The sequence below is a fragment of the Amycolatopsis sp. MEPSY49 genome (assembly GCF_051337345.1).
Taxonomy (GTDB): Bacteria; Actinomycetota; Actinomycetes; order Mycobacteriales; family Pseudonocardiaceae; genus Amycolatopsis.
On record NZ_JBDLYJ010000006.1, the window covers coordinates 181,181 to 197,487 of the forward strand.

Here is a 16,307-nt window from a genome sequence, read left to right on the forward strand (position 1 = left end):
GACCGACGAAAAGTCCGGGAACTCCGCTGCCGAGGGCCCTTTGTCCACATCACGACCCGCGTGTGGACAACCGGCTCAGCGGTGGCTGGGGGACGGCGTCGGCAATGCGCTCGGGTGGTAGTCGGCCGCCAGGAGGATCGGGCCCTCCTCCGCCGTCGGCGCGCGGAACGACAGGACCCAGAACGAGCCCTTCTTGCTCGGCACCACGCCGCCTCGCGCGGCGGGCAGCTCCACGCCGTCGCGGTCGGCCAGGGCGCTGACCAGGTCCGGGATCACGCCGCCCTGGCTGCACACCACCGGGGTGCCGCCGTCGCCCGCCAGCGCCAGCAGCCGCGCGACACCGAGCACCGGGTCCGGCCAGTACCCCTCTTCCGACAGCAGCGGTTCGTGGCGGACCTCGGCGCCGACGTCCTCGGCGACCCCGTGCACCGTCTGCACGCACCGCAGGCGCGGCGCCGAAAGCACCCGGTCCGGACCGAACAGGCCCAGCACCCGCCGCAGCGCCGACGCCTGCCGCAGCCCCGCCTCCGACAACGGCCGGAGGTCGTCGTCGCCGGTCCACTCGTCGCGCTTGCCCGCCTTCGCGTGGCGCACCAGCAGCAGCGTCGTCAGGCCCACCGGGAGCTCGCAGAAAGCGCGCAGCACCCGCACGTCTTCCGGGCGCGTCAGCAGCTTCTCCGCCGCCGTCGGGCCGAGCCAGCGCAGCTCGTCGACCTCGTCGTTCGCCGCGAACTTCCCCGACACGGCTTCGGCGCTGAAGTAGTCGACCGTCTTCGGGACCGTGCCGGTGCCGGTGCGCGCGGGCACCGGGTACGCCGTCCGGGCCAGGTAGCGGCCCAAGACGGCGTCGAACCCCGTCTCCTCGCGCACTTCGCGGACGGCGGCCTCGGCGATCGTCTCGCCCGGATCGAGCTTTCCCTTCGGCAGCGACCAGTCGTCGTACCGCGGGCGGTGGACCAGGGCGACTTCCGTCACCCCTCCGGCGACGCGCCACAGCACCGCGCCGGCCGCCCGTACCTCGTGGGTCATCCGGCGGCCCCGTGCAGCTTCGCCAGCTCCAGCTGGTGGTCGCGCACCCGCGAGCCGTCCGCCGGGAACGGCGACCACTCGCCGCTCGCGGTCAGCACCCAGCACCGCGTCGCCGGGTCGAGCGCCGAGTCGAAGATGTCGTCGAGCTGCCGGGTCAGCTTCGGGTCCTTGACGCGCACCAGCGCCTCGATCCGCCGGTCCAGGTTCCGGTGCATCATGTCCGCGCTGCCGATCCAGTGCGTCCCGCCGGCGCGGAAGTGGAAGACCCGCGAGTGCTCCAGGAACCGGCCCAGGATCGACCGGACGTGGATGTTCTCCGACAGCCCTTCGACGCCGGGCTTCAGCGTGCAGATCCCGCGCACCACGATGTCGACCGGCACCCCGGCCTGCGACGCGTGGTAGAGCGCGTCGATCACCTGCTCGTCGACCAAGGAGTTGCACTTGATCCGGATGCCGGCGTCCTGCCCGGCCCGGGCCAGCTCGATCTCTTCGCCGATCGCGCGCACGATGCCGCGGCGGATGCCGTGCGGCGACGTCAGGATCGTCCGGTAGGTGTCCTGGCGCGAGTAGCCGGTGAGCACGTTGAACAGGTCGGTGACGTCCGCGCCGATGCTCGGGTCGGCGGTGAACAGGCCGATGTCCTCGTAGAGCCGCGCGGTCTTCGGGTTGTAGTTGCCGGTACCGATGTGGCAGTAGCGGCGGATGGTCGAGCCCTCCTGGCGCACGATCATCGACACCTTGCAGTGCGTCTTCAGCCCGACCAGGCCGTAGACGACGTGCACGCCGGCGCGCTCCAGCGTGCGCGCCCAGGTGATGTTGGCCTGCTCGTCGAACCGCGCCTTGATCTCGACCAGCGCGACGACCTGCTTGCCCGCCTCGGCGGCGTCGATCAGCGCGTCGACGATCGGCGAATCACCCGACGTCCGGTACAGCGTCTGCTTGATCGCGAGGACCTTCGAGTCGGCCGCCGCCTGCTCGATGAAGCGCTGCACGCTGGTGGAGAACGAGTCGTACGGGTGGTGCACCAGCACGTCGCCCTCGCGCAGCGTCGCGAAAACGCTCTTCGGCGTCTCGCGCTCGCCGAACGCCGGGTGCGTCGCCGGGACGAACGGCCGGTCCTTCAGCTCCTTGCGGTCCACTCCGGACAGCTGGTGCAGGCAGGTCAGGTCGAGCAGGCCGGGCACCTCGACGACGTCGGCCGGGTCGACGTCCAGCTCGCGCAGCAGCAGCTCGAGCATGTGCTCGCTCATGTCCTGCGCGACCTCGAGGCGCACCGGCGGGCCGAACCGGCGCTGCGCCAGCTCGCGCTCGAGGGCCTGGAGGAGGTCTTCGTCACGGTCTTCGTCGACCTCGAAGTCGGCGTTGCGGGTGACGCGGAAGACGTGGTGCTCGGTGACGTCCATGCCGGTGAACAGCTCGCCGAGGTGCGCGGCGATGAGCTCTTCGAGGGGCAGGAACGTCGCCGTCCGGCTGGTGCGCTCGGTCTCGACGCGCATCAGGCGCGGCACGTTGCTCGGCACCTTCACGCGCGCGAAGCGCTCGGTGCCGCCCTCCGGGTCGCGGACCGTCACCGCGAGGTTCAGCGAAAGGCCCGAAATGTAGGGGAACGGGTGCGCCGGGTCGACGGCCAGTGGTGTCAGCACCGGGAAGATCTGTTCGGAGAAGTAGCTGGACAGGCGCAGCTGGTCGGCGCCGGAGAGGTCGGCCCAGCCGACGATCCGGATGTCGTGCTCGGCCAGCTGCGGGCGCAGGTGCTTCTCGAAGGCGCCGGTCTGGCGTTCGACGAGGTCCTGGTTGCGCTTGGAGATGTAGTCGAGCTGCTCGCGCGGGGTGAGGCCGTCCGCGCTGCGCACCAGCAGGCCGGTCTCGTCGCGGCGCTTCAGGCCGGCGACGCGGACCATGTAGAACTCGTCCAGATTGGACGCGAAGATGGCGAGGAACTTCGTCCGTTCGAGCAGCGGCTGCGACTCGTCCTCGGCCAGCGCGAGCACGCGGGCGTTGAAGTCCTGCCAGGAGAGCTCGCGGTTGAAGTACCGGTCGTCCGGCAGCGTCTCGACGGCGGTCGGCGCGGCGGTGACCGCGGGCGGCGCCGACGGGACGGCGCGGAACTCCTCGGCGCCGCGCGGGTTGCCGTGCGCGGAGCTGCGGCGCCGGGTCGCGGCCGGGGTGGCCGCCGCGGCGGTGGTCTTGCGGGTCCTGGCCTTGCCGGCGGTGGCACGGGCCGCGGTGTCGCGTGCGGTGGACTTCGACGGGACCTTCTTCGCCGGGGCGGGTTTGGCGGGAGTGGCCTTCTTCGCCGTCTCCGAAGATCCGTTCGCCGGGTTCCGTCGCCTCCGCGGTGCGGGCGTGCCGCCGTCGTCTGTGCTCACGGACCCCATTCTTCACCAAGCCACGCGGAATTGCGCAGGCCGCGGTGAAGGTCAGGTGAACAGCTCGGCTGTGTGTTTCCCGACACCCAGGGTTTTGACGTGGGCGAGGTCTTCGGGGGTGTCGACGTCGCTGCGCAGGGTGGGGAGTTCCGCCCGGAGCGGGACGGCTCCCGAAGCTTCGTGGAGGCGGGCCGAGCCGGGGCCGAAGCGCGGGTCGAGGGGTGCGCCGGGGGCGGACAGCAGGAGGGTGGTGCCGGTGCCTTGGCGGTCGGCTACGAAGGCCCTTCGGTTGTCGCTTTCGGCTATGGCGCCGGTCAGGTCGATGGCGCGCAGGGCCGGGAGGTCGGCTTGGAGCGCTCCGACGACGGCGTGCGGGTCGTCTCGCCTGAGCAGGTCGGCGGCGTGCCGGAAGGCGGCGTTGAGGGTTTTTTCGGGGGGCTCGGCGACGATCTCGATCCCGAGTTCGGCGAGCTCGGCCAGTTCGGCGACGGCGGCGGGGTCGGCGGCGACGAGCAATACGCGCCGGACCCGCGCGGTCGAGGTGACGGCGGCGAGGGTGTCGGCGGCCAGCGCGAGTACGAGGGCGGGGTGCCGATCGGGCGCGACGGCACCACGCAGCCGCGACTTGCCCTCGCGGGGGTGTTTCATCGGCACGACCAGGTCCACGTCCACGTGTCCATCTTTACCCGAAACGGCGGCCGGGTGTCGGCGGGTGGGGCGGGTTGTCCACAGGTGACGGGTGTTGTGGACAAGTCGGGCTGCGGGGATGGTCGACGGGGTTTTTCGGTCGGTGGGGGCCGATACGCTCGAGACGGGGTGGCCCCCAGGGAGGGTGGGCTGCGGCGTGGCGTGGCGGGGCCGGGCTGTGGCGGGCTGGGCTGTGGCGGGCTGCCAGGCCGCTCCGCCGCCGGTCGCCCAGTCGCAGACGTCTTGAATGAGTCATTCAGGACCTCCGAAGACCTGAATGACTCATTCAAGACGTACGGCTAGGGGTTCGAGGCTCCGGCACCGGGCCCGGCCCGCCCGATCAGCCGCTCGGGCCCGCCGTGATCACCGCTGGCCACCGCTGATCACCGGCCAAGGAGACCCTCCCTGGACTGCCCTCACCCCGGCGCGGCAGGATCTGGGGGAGCTGACGTGGAGGAGGAGATCGTGGCCCGGCGTGAGAAGGGCGGCTTCTGGGTGGGGCTGGCCGCCGTACTGTTCTACCCGCTCACCGGCATCGCCCGGCGGGTTTACGTCGGGGCCGAGAAGATCCCCAGGCAGGGGCCCGCGCTGCTCGTCATGAACCACATCTCGCACATGGACCCCGCCGTCGACGCCGTCTTCGTGCACCGGCAGAAGCGTGTCCCGCGGTTCCTCTTCAAGGAGAGCCTGACGCGCGCGCCGATCCTCGGGCCGATCGTCTCCGGGTCGGGGCAGATCCCCGTCTCGCGGGGGTCGGCCGCCGCCGGGGACAGTCTCAAAGCCGCCCACCAAGCCCTCGAAGACGGCAAGATCGTCGTCATCTACCCCGAAGGCACCATCACCAAGGACCCCGCCGGCTGGCCGAAGGAGTCCTTCACCGGCGCCGCCCGGCTCGCGCTGCAGAACGACGTCCCCGTCATCCCGATCGCGCGCTGGGGCACCAACCAGATCTTCAACGGCTACACCAAGAAGTTCACGCCCTTCCCGCGCAAGACGATCACCCACTCCGTCGGCGACCCGATCGACCTCTCCGCCTACCGCGGCGGCAACACGCGCAGCGCGTCGAAGCTGCGCGAGGTCACCCAGGTCATGATGGACGAGGTGACCCGCCTGCTCGGCGAGATCCGCCACGAAGAACCGCCGTCGGCGAAGCCGGGGGACCCCGCCTGATGCGCGCCGACGTCCAGCGGGTCACCGTCCTCGGGGCCGGCTCCTGGGGCACCGCCTTCGCGAAGGTGCTCGGCGACGCCGGCCGCGACGTCACGATGTGGGCGCGCCGCGAACAGGTCGCCGAGGACATCCGCGAGCGGCACGTCAACAGCGCGTACCTCCCGGGCATCGAACTGCCCGCGAACGTCACCGCTACCAGCGACCCCGGGAAAGCGCTGGCCCGAGCCCAGGCCGTCGTGCTGGGCGTCCCCAGCCAGAGCCTGCGGGAGAACCTCTCGAAGTGGCGCCCCCTGCTGCCGCCCGACGCGATCCTCGTCAGCCTCGCCAAGGGCGTCGAACTCGGCACGCTCAAGCGGATGAGCGAGGTCATCGGGGAGATCGTCGGGATCGACGCCGGCGACGTCGTCGTCGTCACCGGGCCCAACCTCTCCAAGGAGATCGCCGCCGGGCAGCCGGCCGCGGCGGTGCTCGCCTGCGCCGACCACGAACGCGCCGTCGCGATCCAGCGTGCCTGCGCCAACTCCTACTTCCGCCCGTACACCAACACCGACGTCGTCGGCTGCGAGCTGGGCGGCGCGTGCAAGAACGTCATCGCGCTCAGCACCGGCATGGCCGCGGGCCTGGGCCTGGGCACCAACACGATGGCGACGCTCATCACCCGCGGCCTGGCCGAGATGGCCCGGCTCGGCGCGAAACTGGGCGCCGACCCGCTGACGTTCGCCGGGCTCGCCGGCGTCGGCGACCTGGTCGCGACCTGCTCGTCGCCGCTTTCGCGCAACCGGACCTTCGGCGAGCGCCTCGGCCGCGGCGAGACGCTCGAACAGGCGCAGGCGGCGGCCGGCGGGCAGGTCGCCGAGGGCGTCATGTCGTGCTCGTCGATCCGGGCGCTGGCCCGGAGCGTCGGGGTCGACATGCCGATCACCGACGCGATGCACCGCGTCTGCCACGAAGGCGTCGACCCGCGCCAGGCGGGCGCCGAGCTGCTGGGCCGGTCGCAGAAGCACGAGTGGTCCTGATCTCCCGGCAGCTGGGACGGCTTGACCGGGCGCGGCCGGTACGGGACTCTGGTCGCATGTTCGCGCGCGAGATGACTGAGCTGCGAGGCCTCACGGGCCTTCGCGCCGTCATGTGCGCGTGTCGCTGTTGTCGGTGAACCCCGCCCCGGCCCAGCTCGACACCCTTTTCTCCCGTGAGGACCCTCATGTTCGCCGTTCCGGACAACACCCTGCTGCGTCCCGAAAACCCCGCGCTGCGCCACCCGGTGCGCGTCGCGCTGGAGGTCGCCGCCGACCGCGACCGCTGGAAGCACCTGCTCCGCTACGACCCCGAAGAGCGCTTCGCGACGCTCGTCGAGAAGGACGAGCAGCAGGAGGTCTGGCTGATGAGCTGGCTGCCCGGCCAGCGCACCGACCTGCACGACCATGCTTTCGCCAGCGGCGCGTTCACGCTGGTCAGCGGCCGGTTGACGGAGGCGGTGGCCCGCCGCGCGCCCGGCGGCCGCGCGGTCACCGAGCTGCACGCGCTGTCGGCGGGGCAGTCGCGGGTGTTCGGCCCGGGGTACGTGCACGAGGTGCGCAACGACGGCCCGGACCCGGCGATCTCGGTCCACGTCTACCGCGACGCGGGCCGCGCGATGCGCCCGTACCACCTGGATGCGCTGGGCGGCCCGGTCCTGGACTGACCCCAGCGCCCCAAGGCCACATTGGTTGCGTCTGACGCACCGAAGGCCGCCTTGGGTGCATCAGACGCACCGAAGGCCACATTGGGGCGCTTCAGTCCAGGTCGCCGCGGGCGCGGAACTCGCGCTCGATCGCCGCCCGGTCGGCGCCGGACGCCAGCAGCGCGTGCAGCAGGATCCGGGACTTGCGCGCGTCCAGCCAGCCGGCCATCGTCGCGCCCATCGCGATCAGGCTCGACTCCGAACCGTGGAAGCCGTACGTCGACCGCAGCGTCGGGCCCGCGCCCGTCCGCGACGCCACCACCACCGGCACCTCGGCAACCAGCCGCGAGATGACGTCGGCCGTGCCGGAAGACACGTGGCCCACGCCGGTCGCCGCGATCACGATCCCGCGCACGTCCGGCTGCGTGGCCGCGTGCGCGAGCATCGCCCCCGAGTCGTCCAACCCGGCTTCGACCACCGGGACCAGCCCCGAAAAGTCCGTCCCCCTCAACGCGGGCAGCCGCGGCGGCGACGGGTGGAACCAGTGCACCGCGTGCTCGACGACCATGCCGAGCGGGCCCGCCGGCGCCGACGTGAACGCCTCCAGGTGGCTCGAATGCGCTTTCCGCACCCAGCGCGCCGCGTGGACGTCGTCGTTCAATGTCACGAGGACACCGCGGCCGCGGCTGCGCGGGTCGGCCGCCACGGTCAGCGCGTTGCGCAGGTTGGCCGGGCCGTCCGGGCTGAGCAGCCCCGCGTTGCGCATCGCCCCGGTGACCACCACCGGGACGTCCGACGGCCAGGTCAGCTCCAGGAAGTACGCCGTCTCTTCCAGGGTGTCCGTGCCCTGGACGACCACGAACCCGTCGGCGTCCTGCCGTAGCCCCCACTCGCGGCACCGCAGCAGCGTCGCGAAGTCCATCGACGCGCTGCCGATGCCGGCCAGCGTCTCGGCCAGGACGTCCATCGGCAGGTCGCCGAGCCCGCCGAGCAGGTCGGCCGCGCCGAGCCGGGGCACCGCACCGCCGGAACCGGCGACCGGGGCCATGGAGATGGTGCCGCCGAGGGTGGCGAGGGCGATCAAGGGCATGCGCCCACCCTATTCAGCCGCCTTTGACCGCCTGGAGCGTGTAGCTCGCCGCGAGCCGCGACGGCGAGTCCGTCAGCCGCCACTCGTCCGCGGCCTCGTCGTGCGTCATCTGCCCGGGGATCGCGTTCCACGGGACGCTGTCGTGCTCGGTGAACCCGGTCAGCGTGAGCCCGTTGTCCAGCAGTGCCGTGATGATCTCGCCGAGCGAGTGGTTCCAGGAGTGGCTGACGCTGTTCTCCAGCTTCCGGTCCACCTTGACGTACGTCTCGGGCTCGTCGAACACCAGCGGTTCGGCGTGCTCGAAGTACGGGTACCGCGGCACCGCCGGGTTCGTCGTCTCGTCGAGCGACCACAGCATCGGGTGCCCCTCGCGGACGAACAGCCGGCCGCCGGGCCGCAGCAGTCCCGCGACCACCGACGCCCAGCGCGCGGCCGACGGCAGCCAGCACAACGCGCCGATCCCGGTGTAGACCAGGTCGAACCGCCCGGCGCCGAGCACCTCGACGGCGTCGTGGACGTTCGCCTCGTGGAAGTCGATCTCGGCGCCCGCGGCGGACGCGAGCCGGCGTGCTTCCACCAGCGCCGGGCCCGAGAAGTCCAAGCCCGTCACGGAAGCGCCCAGCCGGGACAGCGAGACCGTGTCCGAGCCGATGTGGCACTGCAGGTGGACCGCGCGCAGGCCGGTGAGGTCGCCCAGCCGTGGCCGGTCGAATCGCACGACGCCGCTCAGGTGCGCCGGATCCGTGGCGAACCGGTCGAAGGCGTAGTCCGGCGACGCCGCGTGCAGCACCGCGCGTTCGTCCCAGTTCGCCTTGTTGACGGCGAAGGAGTCCGTCACGGCGTCGCCGCCCGTTCGGCCGCGCTGCGCAGCACGCAGAACTCGTTGCCCTCGGGGTCGGCGAGCACGGCCCAGCCGGTGCCGTCGGGGTTGCGGAGGTCGTTCACCAGCGTGGCGCCCAGCCCGAGCAGCCGCTGGATCTCCTCGTCGCGCGGGATGTCCGGCTGCAGGCACAGATGCAGGCGGTTCTTCACCGTCTTCGGTTCGGGGACGCGCAGGAAGAGCAGGTTCGTGCCGTCGTTCAGCTCGAACCCGACCTCGTCGTCGCCGGGCTGGTCCTCGTCGGGGATCGGCTTTCCGGTGACCTCGCTCCAGAACTGGCAGAGGGAGTACGGCTCGGCGCAGTCGACGGACACGTTCAGCACAGCGGACGGCATGGGCGCTCCTCGGCAGTCGGAAGGTCCCAGTGTGGAGGAGCACCCCGATCGAGGGCGACCGGATTTCAGGACGCCAGCGCCAGGCCCGCCGTCCGGTGCACGCGGCGGCTGTCGTCGACGATGAGGATCTCGCAGTCCGGCCGGTCGGCCGCCCACGTGATGCCCTCGGCGCCCATCGCGAACGCCGCCGTCGCCAGCGCGTCCGCGGTGACCAGGTCGCGAGCCATGACGGTGACGCTCAGCAGCCCGGTCGCCGGTGCGCCCGACCGGCCGTCGAGGATGTGCGAGCCGCGCTCGTAGGCCGCCGACGTCGCGATGGCGCCGTTGCGCGACTCCAGGACCGCGCACACGGCCAGGGGCTGCTCGGGGTGGCGGACGCCGACCCGCCACGGCCGCCCCGGTCGCGGCTCGCCCGCGGTGACGACGTCGCCGCCGGCGTTGAGGCAGAACGTCGTCGCGCCCTCGGCCTTGAGCATGTCGGCCGCGCGCTGCACCGCCCAGCCCTTCACCACCGCGCACGGGTCCAGGCCGCGGCCGGGCAGCCGCGCGCGGAACGCGCCGCCGGAGAGCTGCTCGTAGTACGCGCAGAGCTCCAGCACTTCCAGGAGGTCGTCGCTCAGCTCGGCGGCCGTCAGCTCGCCGCGGTCGTAGCGGCTGACCTCGCTGTCCTCCTTGAAGGGGCTGAACTTCGCGTCGACGTCGCGGAACCACGCGAACACGTCGTCGACGATCTCGGCGAAGTCTCCTCCGTCTCGTAGGTCGAGGGAGATCGGCAGGCCCATCACCTGCTCCACGCGCGTGGTCATCTGCTGCCCCGCGCGTCGATGGCCGCCTGCAGCGACGTCTTGTAGGACTCGCTCGTCTCGGTCGCCCCGGTGATCGTGTCGATGTCGGCGTTCTGGGCCTTCATCGCTTCTTCCTGCAGACGCGGCAACGCGGTGAGCGCGCGGCCGTCGTCGGGAGCCTGCAGCAGGGTGACCGCGACCATCCGCGACCCGGTGAACGTCACCTGGACCTGGACGGTCCCGTAGCGACTGGACTCCGCCGTGCCCTGGGTGGTCACCGTCGCGTTCGCACTGTCCGGAGTGGACGAAGTGGTCGGGTCGGCCGGATTGGCCGACGTCGGAGCCGGTGGAGCGACCGATGTGGACGGTGCGCTGGTGCTGGGCGGCGCCTGCGCGACGGAAGCGGTGTTGTGCACCGGCCCCGGCTCGAACCGCCAGACCGCGATGAACCCCGCGACCGACAGCGCGACGACGAAAATGGTCTTCTTCACAGCAGGATCCCCCTAGGCCGCGAGGCTGAAGCGTTCGGCGTGGACCTGGGTCTTCGGCACCTTCAGCTCGCGCAGGCTGCGCAGCACGGCCGACGTCATCCCCGGCGGGCCGCAGACGAACACGTCCCGCTCGTGCACGTCCGGCACCATCATGTGCAGGTTCGCCGGGCCGAGCATCGTGCCGCGCGGGCCGACCGCCTGGTCCGGTCCGGTGAGGACGCTGACGACGGCGCCGCGGGCCTTGGCCAGCCCGTTCAGCTCGGGCAGCAGCACCGCGTCGGCCTGCGTGCGCACCCGGTACAGCACGACGACGTGGCCGTCGATGTCCTCCAGCAGCGCGCGGATCGGCGTGATGCCGACACCGCCCGCCACGAGCAGCGCGTTGGGCCGCTGCTGGTGGATCGTCGTGAACGCGCCGTACGGGCCTTCGGCGAACACCCGGGTCCCGACGCGCAGGTTGCGAAGCGACGCGCTGGCGTCGCCGAGCGCCTTCGCGGTCAGCCGCAGCGTGCGGCCGTCGGGTGCGGCCGACAGCGAGAAGGGGTTGGCCTGCCACCAGCGGTCCTTCGTCAGGAACCGCCACAGGAAGAACTGGCCCGCCCGGGCCGGCATCTTGTCGAGGTTCTTGCCGGTCATGTACACCGAAACCACGTCCGGGGCCTCGGAAACGACCGCGGTGACGCGCAGCCGGTGGCGCAGGTTCCGCCACAGCGGGAGCAGGACGCGCCCGGCGAGCACGGCGGCGCCGGCGCCGAGCCAGAGCGACCACCAGTAGGTCTTCGCGATTTCCGAGCCGGCGAACGACTGGCCCAGCGCGATCTGGTGGGTGAACGCCAGCAGCACCGCGGCGTAGGTGTACAGGTGGATGAAGTGCCACGTCTCGTAGGCGAGCCGCTTGCGCGCGAACTTCGCCGAAGCCGCGCCGACGATCAGGATCACCGCGAACGCGACCAGCGCGCGAAGGATGCCTTCGAGGGTGTTGGCCATCTCGACCAGCTCGTCGACGACGCCCTTGCTCGACACCTCCGCGTAGCCGAACGTGATGAACACCAGGTGCGCCAGCAGGGTCCAGAGGATCGTGAAGCCGGTCCAGCGGTGCCACGTCGTGAGCCGGTCCATGCCGATCCGCCGGTCCAGCCAGGGCAGCCGTGCGACGAGCAGCAGCTGGACCGCCATGGCCAGCGCGCCGTACATGCCGGCGAGCCGGCCGATGCTGATCAGCACGTTCTGCGACAGGCCGGCCTCCGCGAACAGCGCGGTGACGGCCGCCACGTTGGCGCCCAGGAAGAGGAAGAGGCCGGATTTCGCGGCGATCCGGGGGCGGATCGCCGGGCGCGTGGCCTCGGCGGTCTGCGTCATGGTGGTCACACGGATCCCCTTCGGTTTCGGTTCACGAAGGCCAGCCTCGCCACGGACCCTGTGGCGAGTCTGGGTGCCGGCTGTCGGATTCCTGTCGGCCCGTGCCCGCGGTCGCCGAGCGCCCGCGCGCCGGGAGAAGATGACGGGGTGCAGCCCTCCGAACCCGTGCGCCTGCTCGTCGTCGACGACGAGCCGCACATCGCCGACCTCGTCGCCACCGTCGCCCGGTACGAGGGCTGGCACGCGGTCACGGCCGGGTCCGGCAAGGCCGCGCTCAGCCAGGCCGCCGAGTTCGGGCCGGACATCGTCGTGCTCGACCTGATGCTGCCCGACCTCGACGGCTTCACCGTGCTCGACCGCCTCAGGGAAAACGGCAGCGCGGTCCCGGTGGTCTTCCTCACGGCCAAGGACGCGACGGCCGACCGGGTCGCCGGGCTCACCCGCGGGGGTGACGACTACCTCGTGAAACCGTTTTCCGTCGAGGAGCTGATGGCCCGGCTGCGGGCGGTGCTGCGGCGCAGCCACGGCGGGGTGCAGGCGGCGGCGCGCGGCGCGGTGCTGCGCGTCGGGGACCTGACGCTGGACGAGGACACCCGCGAGGTCCGGCGCGGCGACGTCCTCGCCGAGCTGACCCCGACCGAGTACGAGCTGCTGCGCTACCTGATGCGCCGGTCGCCGTCGGTGCTGACGAAGGCGCAGATCCTCGACCACGTCTGGGAGTACGACTTCGGCGGGCGGTCCAATGTGGTCGAACTGGTCATTTCGCACCTGCGGCGCAAGGTCGACGCGGGCGACGGCGAACCGCTGATCCACACCGTGCGCGGCGTCGGGTACGTCGTGCGCCAGGCCCACCGGTGAAGCGCTTCTTCCGCCGGTGGTACGGGGCCTGGCAGCGCACGCGGCTGGGCACCCGGATCACGCTCGGCCTCGGCGCGCTCGCGCTGGTCGTGTTCGCGGCGGTCGGCGTCACGATGGTCGGGATCATGCACGGCTACCTCGACCGGCGGCTCGACGAGCAGCTGTCCAAGAGCCAGAACACCCAGCTGCCGCAGCTGCGCGAGACGCACGGCTCGCCGCAGTCGGTCTACTCGTGGTACTCGGCGCTGTACAAGGTGCGCGACGGCGTCGCGACGCCCGAGCCGGGCGGCCAGCTGCCCGGCGACGCCAAGCCGCTGGCGAAGATCGCCGCCGACGCGGTGGACGGCGACGTCACGCGGACCATCTACCTGCACGACGACGGGCCGTACCGGGTGCGCGCGTGCCCGGTCGACAACGGGTCGGTGCTGCTGTCGGCCGCCCCGCAGAAGGACCTCGACGGGACCGTCCGGCAGCTGATCTGGGTCGAGGTCGGCGCGTTCACGCTCGCGCTGGCCGTGCTGGTCGTCGTCGGACGGCTGGTGCTGCGCCGCGGCCTGCGCCCGCTGGCCGACATGGCGGGCACCGCGCACGACATCGCGTCCCACGACCTGACGGCGAACGCCGACCTGCCGGTGCGCGCGTCGGGCACCGGCGGCGGCGCCGAAGTCGAGGAGCTGCGGACGGCGTTCAACGTGATGCTGGCCCACATCGACACGTCACTGGCGGCGAAGACCGAGGCGAACGAGCGGCTGCGCCGGTTCGTCGCGGACGCGTCCCACGAGCTGCGCACGCCGCTGACGTCGATCCGGGGCTACGCCGACCTCTTCCGCTACGCGGCGGCGAACGAGCCGGCCGAGCGGGAGGCGCACCTGGCGAAGATCCGCGAGGAGACCGCGCGGATGAGCGTCCTGGTCGACGACCTCCTGCTGCTGGCCCGGCTCGACGCTCGGGCCGCCGAGACGCCGTTGCGGCCCGAGCGCGTCGACCTGGCGGAGCTGGCCGGCGACGCGGTGGACGCGTTCGCCGCCGGCCGGCCGGACCACCCGGTTTCCTCTTCGCTCGCGCCGGCGTTCGTTTCCGCGGACCCGCTGCGGCTGCGGCAGGTGCTCGACAACCTGCTGGCCAACGCCGCCGTGCACACCCCGCCCGGGACCGCGGTGCACGTCTCGGTGGCGGCTGCCGGCGCCGAGGCGGTCGTCGAGGTCAGCGACGCGGGACCGGGGATCGCTCCGGGGGACCAGGAGCGGATCTTCGACCGGTTCTTCCGCGTCGACGACTCGCGCACCCGCGGCAACGGCGGCACCGGGCTCGGGCTGTCGGTGGTCCAGTCCCTGGTGACGGCGCACGGCGGGACGGTCACGGTGGCGTCGGAGCCGGGCCGGACCACCTTCACGGTCAGGTTGCCGCTCGACCGGTGACGTGCGGCGGGACCTGCCAGCCGGGGGAGAGGTCTTCGGACGGCTCGGGCGCGCCGAAGACCGTCCGGACCGGGAGGACGCCGGCCCAGGCGTTGTCCGCGTCGAGGTCCTCCGGCTCGTCGTCAGGGCCCTCGGCGCGCATCTTCACCGACGCTTCGGCGAGGTCCAGCGCGAGCACGCTGACCGCGGCGAACTCCTTCGCGTTCACTTCGCGCGCGTGCTCCCACGAGCCGGGCGCGAGGTGGTCGGTGAGCACCTTGAGGCCGTGCATCTTCGCGTCGGCGTCGAGCACCGGCGTCGCCTTCCCGAAGATCACCGCGCTGCGGTAGTTCATCGAGTGGTTGTTCACCGAGCGCGAGTAGACGATGCCGTCGAGGAGTGTCACGGTGACGCAGACGTCGAGGTCCCGCGCCGCCGTGCGGAGGCTCGACGCGCCGGTCGAGCCGTGCAGGTAGAGCGTGTCGCCGTCGCGGCCGTAGCCGGTCGGCAGGACCAGCGGTGCGCCGTCGCGGACGATGCCGAGGTGGCAGATCAGGCCCTCGTCGAGGACGGCGTACAGCGCCGAGCGGTCGGTCACGGCGCGGTGCTTCTTGCGGCCGAGCGTGGTGCGGGGCGTGGTGGAAAGCATGCGACCAGCGTCTCCCAGCGCAGTGGCATCGGAAAACGGCCACTTCTCGTACACTTGGGAAGTCCACTCGAGGAGGTCCCGTGACCCACGCCGACACCGCGCTCCCGGTCAGCCTCGACCGTTCGGCCGTGACCCCGCTGGCCGTCCAGCTCGCGGACGCGCTGCGCGAAGCGGCCGCTTCGGGCCACCTCCGGGGCGGCGACCGGCTGCCGTCGACGCGGGCGCTGGCCGGCCGCCTCGGCGTCAGCCGCACGGTGACATCGGCGGCGTACGAGCAGCTGCACGCCGAGGGCTGGATCGCCGGGCGCCACGGCTCCGGCACGTACGTGACGATGCCGCCGTCCTTTTCGGCTTCGGAGGTGCCGGCGCCGGCCGTCCCGGCGCCCGAGGCTTCCGCGCCGTCGCTGCTCGACCTGGGGCCCGGGACGCCGTGGGCGGCCGGGCTGGACCGCGCGGCCTGGCGCCGCGCCTGGCGGGCGGCGGCCGACCCGGATCCGCTGGTCCGGGCGCACCGGGCGGGGCTGCCGGAGTACCGCGCGGCGGTGTCGGAGCACCTGCTGCGCCACCGCGGGCTGGCGGCGGGCTCGGTGCTGGCGACGGGCGGCACGACGGCGGCGGTGGTCGAGCTGGCCGCGGCGGTGCTGGAGCGCGGCGACGTCGTCGCGGTCGAGGAGCCGGGGTACCAGCGCGCGGTGCAGGCGTTCCGCCGGGCGGGCATGCGGGTGGTGGGCGTGCCGGTGGACGACGAGGGGTTGCGGCCTTCCGCGATCCCGGCGGGCACGCGGGCGGTGTACTGCTCACCGGCGCACCAGTACCCGATGGGCAGCCGGCTCTCGGCGGCGCGGCGGGTGTCGCTGGTGGAGCTGGCGCGGTCGTCGTCGATGTTGGTCATCGAGGACGACTACGACGGCGAGCTGCGGTTCGACGTGGCGCCGTTGCCAATGCTGGCTTCGTTGGCCCCGGACGTGGTGGTGCACCTGGGGACGACGTCGAAGATCCTCACGCCGACGTTGGGGGCGGGGTGGATGGTGGCGCCGGAGGCGATCACTTCGGCGGTTTTGGCGTACCGGGATTTGACCGGGACGCGTCCTTCGCCGGCTGGGCAGCGGGTGTTGTACGAGTTCGCGCGGAACGGGGATTTGGGCCGGCACCTGCGGAAGTTGCGCCGTGAGATGGCGGAGCGGCGGACTCTGTTGGCTGGGTCGTTGTCGTCGGCGGGGATTCCGGTGCGGGGGGATGACGCCGGGGCGCATCTGGTGGTGCCGTTTTCTTCGGCTTCGGTGGAGGCGTCGGTGATCGCTTCGGCTGAGCGGCGGGGGATTCGGTTGGACGGGTTGGCTCGGCATTTCGCCGGTGCGCCTTCCGCGCACGGGGTGGCGATCGGGTATGCGGGGTGTTCGCGGGAGGCTTTGGTGGCTGCTTTGCCCACGTTGGTGTCCTTGCTGCGGTGAGGGTTCGCGGTCTGGCGTTCGCGCCGTCCTGAACGACTCGTTCACCGCGCCGGACGACATGAAAGAGTCGTTCATGACGTTCCCGGCCGCAGGTCTG

At 72.2% G+C, this 16,307-nt stretch carries 16 protein-coding genes; 6 read left to right on the top strand and 10 right to left on the bottom strand.

Annotated features, from left to right (window positions below; genetic code table 11):
* Positions 1-75: 75 nt before the first annotated feature.
* Genes ABFJ78_RS26945 through cofC form a run of 3 tightly spaced genes read right to left on the bottom strand, consistent with a single transcriptional unit; the run spans position 76 to position 4,070 of the window.
* Positions 76-1,029, bottom strand: coding sequence for an NUDIX hydrolase (locus tag ABFJ78_RS26945; protein WP_436389334.1), 954 nt, complete (start codon positions 1,027-1,029; stop codon positions 76-78).
* Complete coding sequence (locus ABFJ78_RS26950) at positions 1,026-3,407, bottom strand: RNA degradosome polyphosphate kinase (RefSeq protein WP_436389336.1); 2,382 nt, start codon at positions 3,405-3,407, stop codon at positions 1,026-1,028. The genes ABFJ78_RS26945 and ABFJ78_RS26950 overlap by 4 nt, the downstream gene beginning before the upstream one ends.
* Positions 3,408-3,449: 42 nt before the next feature.
* Positions 3,450-4,070, bottom strand: coding sequence for a 2-phospho-L-lactate guanylyltransferase (gene cofC, locus ABFJ78_RS26955; RefSeq protein WP_436389339.1), 621 nt, complete (start codon positions 4,068-4,070; stop codon positions 3,450-3,452).
* 465 nt (positions 4,071-4,535) lie between these two features.
* Here cofC and ABFJ78_RS26960 point away from each other — a divergent pair, with 465 nt between their 5' ends.
* The 3 genes from ABFJ78_RS26960 (at position 4,536) to ABFJ78_RS26970 (ending at position 6,936) form a co-directional block, all read left to right on the top strand.
* Positions 4,536-5,255: a lysophospholipid acyltransferase family protein gene (locus ABFJ78_RS26960; protein ID WP_436389341.1), complete on the top strand. Its 720-nt coding sequence runs from the start codon at positions 4,536-4,538 to the stop codon at positions 5,253-5,255.
* Complete coding sequence (locus tag ABFJ78_RS26965; RefSeq protein ID WP_436389343.1) at positions 5,255-6,271, top strand: NAD(P)H-dependent glycerol-3-phosphate dehydrogenase; 1,017 nt, start codon at positions 5,255-5,257, stop codon at positions 6,269-6,271. The genes ABFJ78_RS26960 and ABFJ78_RS26965 overlap by 1 nt, the downstream gene beginning before the upstream one ends.
* A gap of 185 nt (positions 6,272-6,456) precedes the next feature.
* Positions 6,457-6,936 carry a cysteine dioxygenase gene (locus tag ABFJ78_RS26970; RefSeq protein WP_436389699.1) on the top strand — a complete coding sequence of 160 codons (480 nt, stop codon included), beginning with the start codon at positions 6,457-6,459 and terminating at the stop codon, positions 6,934-6,936.
* Positions 6,937-7,027: 91 nt separating this feature from the next.
* On the opposite strand, the gene ABFJ78_RS26975 is transcribed toward ABFJ78_RS26970, so the two are convergent.
* From ABFJ78_RS26975 to ABFJ78_RS27000, 6 genes are all read right to left on the bottom strand, one after another.
* On the bottom strand, positions 7,028-8,005 hold the full coding sequence (locus ABFJ78_RS26975; protein ID WP_436389344.1) for an asparaginase: 978 nt from the start codon (positions 8,003-8,005) through the stop codon (positions 7,028-7,030).
* Positions 8,006-8,018: 13 nt separating this feature from the next.
* A complete protein-coding gene (locus ABFJ78_RS26980; protein WP_436389346.1) occupies positions 8,019-8,843 on the bottom strand; it encodes a class I SAM-dependent methyltransferase in 825 nt (274 codons plus the stop codon).
* Positions 8,840-9,220 (bottom strand): VOC family protein, encoded by a 381-nt coding sequence (locus ABFJ78_RS26985; protein ID WP_436389347.1) that lies wholly within the window; start codon positions 9,218-9,220, stop codon positions 8,840-8,842. Before ABFJ78_RS26985 ends, ABFJ78_RS26980 begins: the two co-directional genes overlap by 4 nt.
* A 65-nt stretch (positions 9,221-9,285) precedes the next feature.
* On the bottom strand, positions 9,286-10,026 hold the full coding sequence (locus ABFJ78_RS26990; protein WP_436389349.1) for an FAD:protein FMN transferase: 741 nt from the start codon (positions 10,024-10,026) through the stop codon (positions 9,286-9,288).
* Positions 10,023-10,496: an FMN-binding protein gene (locus ABFJ78_RS26995; RefSeq protein ID WP_436389352.1), complete on the bottom strand. Its 474-nt coding sequence runs from the start codon at positions 10,494-10,496 to the stop codon at positions 10,023-10,025. Before ABFJ78_RS26995 ends, ABFJ78_RS26990 begins: the two co-directional genes overlap by 4 nt.
* Positions 10,497-10,508: 12 nt before the next feature.
* A complete protein-coding gene (locus ABFJ78_RS27000) occupies positions 10,509-11,855 on the bottom strand; it encodes a ferredoxin reductase family protein (protein ID WP_436389700.1) in 1,347 nt (448 codons plus the stop codon).
* Positions 11,856-12,002: 147 nt separating this feature from the next.
* Between ABFJ78_RS27000 and ABFJ78_RS27005 the strand changes: the two genes are divergently transcribed.
* Together ABFJ78_RS27005 and ABFJ78_RS27010 are read left to right on the top strand one after the other, a co-directional pair.
* On the top strand, positions 12,003-12,713 hold the full coding sequence (locus ABFJ78_RS27005) for a response regulator transcription factor (protein WP_436389354.1): 711 nt from the start codon (positions 12,003-12,005) through the stop codon (positions 12,711-12,713).
* Positions 12,710-14,131, top strand: a complete 1,422-nt coding sequence (locus tag ABFJ78_RS27010) for a sensor histidine kinase (protein WP_436389357.1) — start codon at positions 12,710-12,712, stop codon at positions 14,129-14,131. Before ABFJ78_RS27005 ends, ABFJ78_RS27010 begins: the two co-directional genes overlap by 4 nt.
* Here the strand turns inward: ABFJ78_RS27010 and ABFJ78_RS27015 are convergent.
* Positions 14,109-14,759, bottom strand: a complete 651-nt coding sequence (locus ABFJ78_RS27015) for a pyridoxamine 5'-phosphate oxidase family protein (protein WP_436389359.1) — start codon at positions 14,757-14,759, stop codon at positions 14,109-14,111. The genes ABFJ78_RS27010 and ABFJ78_RS27015 overlap by 23 nt on opposite strands.
* A gap of 80 nt (positions 14,760-14,839) precedes the next feature.
* Here ABFJ78_RS27015 and ABFJ78_RS27020 point away from each other — a divergent pair, with 80 nt between their 5' ends.
* On the top strand, positions 14,840-16,210 hold the full coding sequence (locus ABFJ78_RS27020; RefSeq protein WP_436389362.1) for a PLP-dependent aminotransferase family protein: 1,371 nt from the start codon (positions 14,840-14,842) through the stop codon (positions 16,208-16,210).
* Positions 16,211-16,307: the final 97 nt, after the last annotated feature.